Source organism: uncultured Campylobacter sp. (assembly GCF_938045595.1).
Taxonomy (GTDB): Bacteria; Campylobacterota; Campylobacteria; order Campylobacterales; family Campylobacteraceae; genus Campylobacter_B.
In genome coordinates this window covers 1-1373 of the sequence record NZ_CALIBB010000136.1, presented here as the reverse complement: position 1 = coordinate 1373, position 1373 = coordinate 1, and the positions used below count along the sequence as shown (strand labels likewise).

Annotated in this window: 1 protein-coding gene; it reads left to right on the top strand. The window is 34.2% G+C overall.

The window, feature by feature from the left end:
* The first annotated feature begins 197 nt into the window (after positions 1 to 197).
* Positions 198 to 1322 carry a hypothetical protein gene (locus Q0340_RS05950; protein ID WP_298025020.1) on the top strand — a complete coding sequence of 375 codons (1125 nt, stop codon included), beginning with the start codon at positions 198 to 200 and terminating at the stop codon, positions 1320 to 1322.
* The last annotated feature ends 51 nt before the right edge of the window (positions 1323 to 1373 follow it).

Genomic DNA, 1373 nt, shown 5'->3' with positions numbered 1-1373 from the left:
GAAGAGCTAAAGAGGCTTTTAAAAACTGAAAGTGATTTCATTATGCTCAAGCTAATTTTAAAATTCCATATAAATTTAAGCCGATGAATTTATATGAAATTTAATGACGAGCTAAGATATAGAGCAATAAAATATTGCTACTAAAGAAGCTCTTTGGGCTTTACAAATTTGCATATGTATTTTTATAAGGGTTAGATATGCGCAGTATAGTATTTCTTTTCATAATACCCGCTTTTTTTACCATAAGCTTTTTTGTCGCCTTAATCGCCCCTAAAGGCAAACGCAAACGTTTTTGGCTTCTTGTTTGGTTTGTCGTATTTTTCGGTGACGGATTTATAGTTTCTGCCATATTTCACTGCTACGGATATTTATACGGCAAAATAAACGTCTATGAAAAGCCCGCTATCAGAGCATATTATGCCGGAGAAAAGAAATTTGATCTAGGGTTTCCTAAAGTAAATCAATTCTCATCGCAAGATTATACTAAAGACATTGCTTTTACGATGTTGATAAATGGCAATTTGGACTATATAGATTATAGAGTTCAAGCGAAAGATAGTGCCAATAATGGTAAATTTTTTAGAATGTACGTAGATAACAATACTTCAAATAAATGCTTTATGTCGATAGATGAAGAACTAAAGGACTACTTATCCGATAAAAAAATACCTTACTCTGAATTTAAACAACTTTACGACGAGTACCACTCAAAACCTGGCGAGTATAAAGAGATATATTATGATGCTTGGTTTGATAACGAAGAGAGAAAAAAGAGTTACCCGCAGCAACAAAGAATAGTAGTGGACAAAATAATAAAAATAGTGCAAGAACGATATAGAAGCCCAAACCCTATTAATATGAACGGCAAGGTATTTACATGGGACGACTATCAAATAAAACGGGTTATAGATAGGCTACAAGACGTAGATAAAAAAATGGAATACTACAAGCAAATTTATAAAGACAAATGCATAGCGCGCAAAGAAATCTCCAAAGATGAGATAGCGCCTACCGAGCTTATAGTGGAAGATCCATATCATCTCCTAGAACCAAAGCCTAATATAAAAACTATATTCGATAATATGCTGGGCATGGGATTTAACTACGGTGGAATCATAAAAGATATAAATACGGGCAAGATACTAGCCGACAATATATACATCTATGAGTCTTATCACACTTGGATATTGCAAGCTCTAGTGAGTGCTTTGGGTCCGCAATCTGGCGGTGAGTTTTGGATGTGTAACAAAAATGAAACTAATTCAATAGAAAAGTGTAATCAAAAGATGATAGAGGAATTCTTCAGAAAGGATAGAAAATGAGAAAGTTTGAGGCACTAAAAACATATGCAGAGCTAGCATGGGCGGGGTATA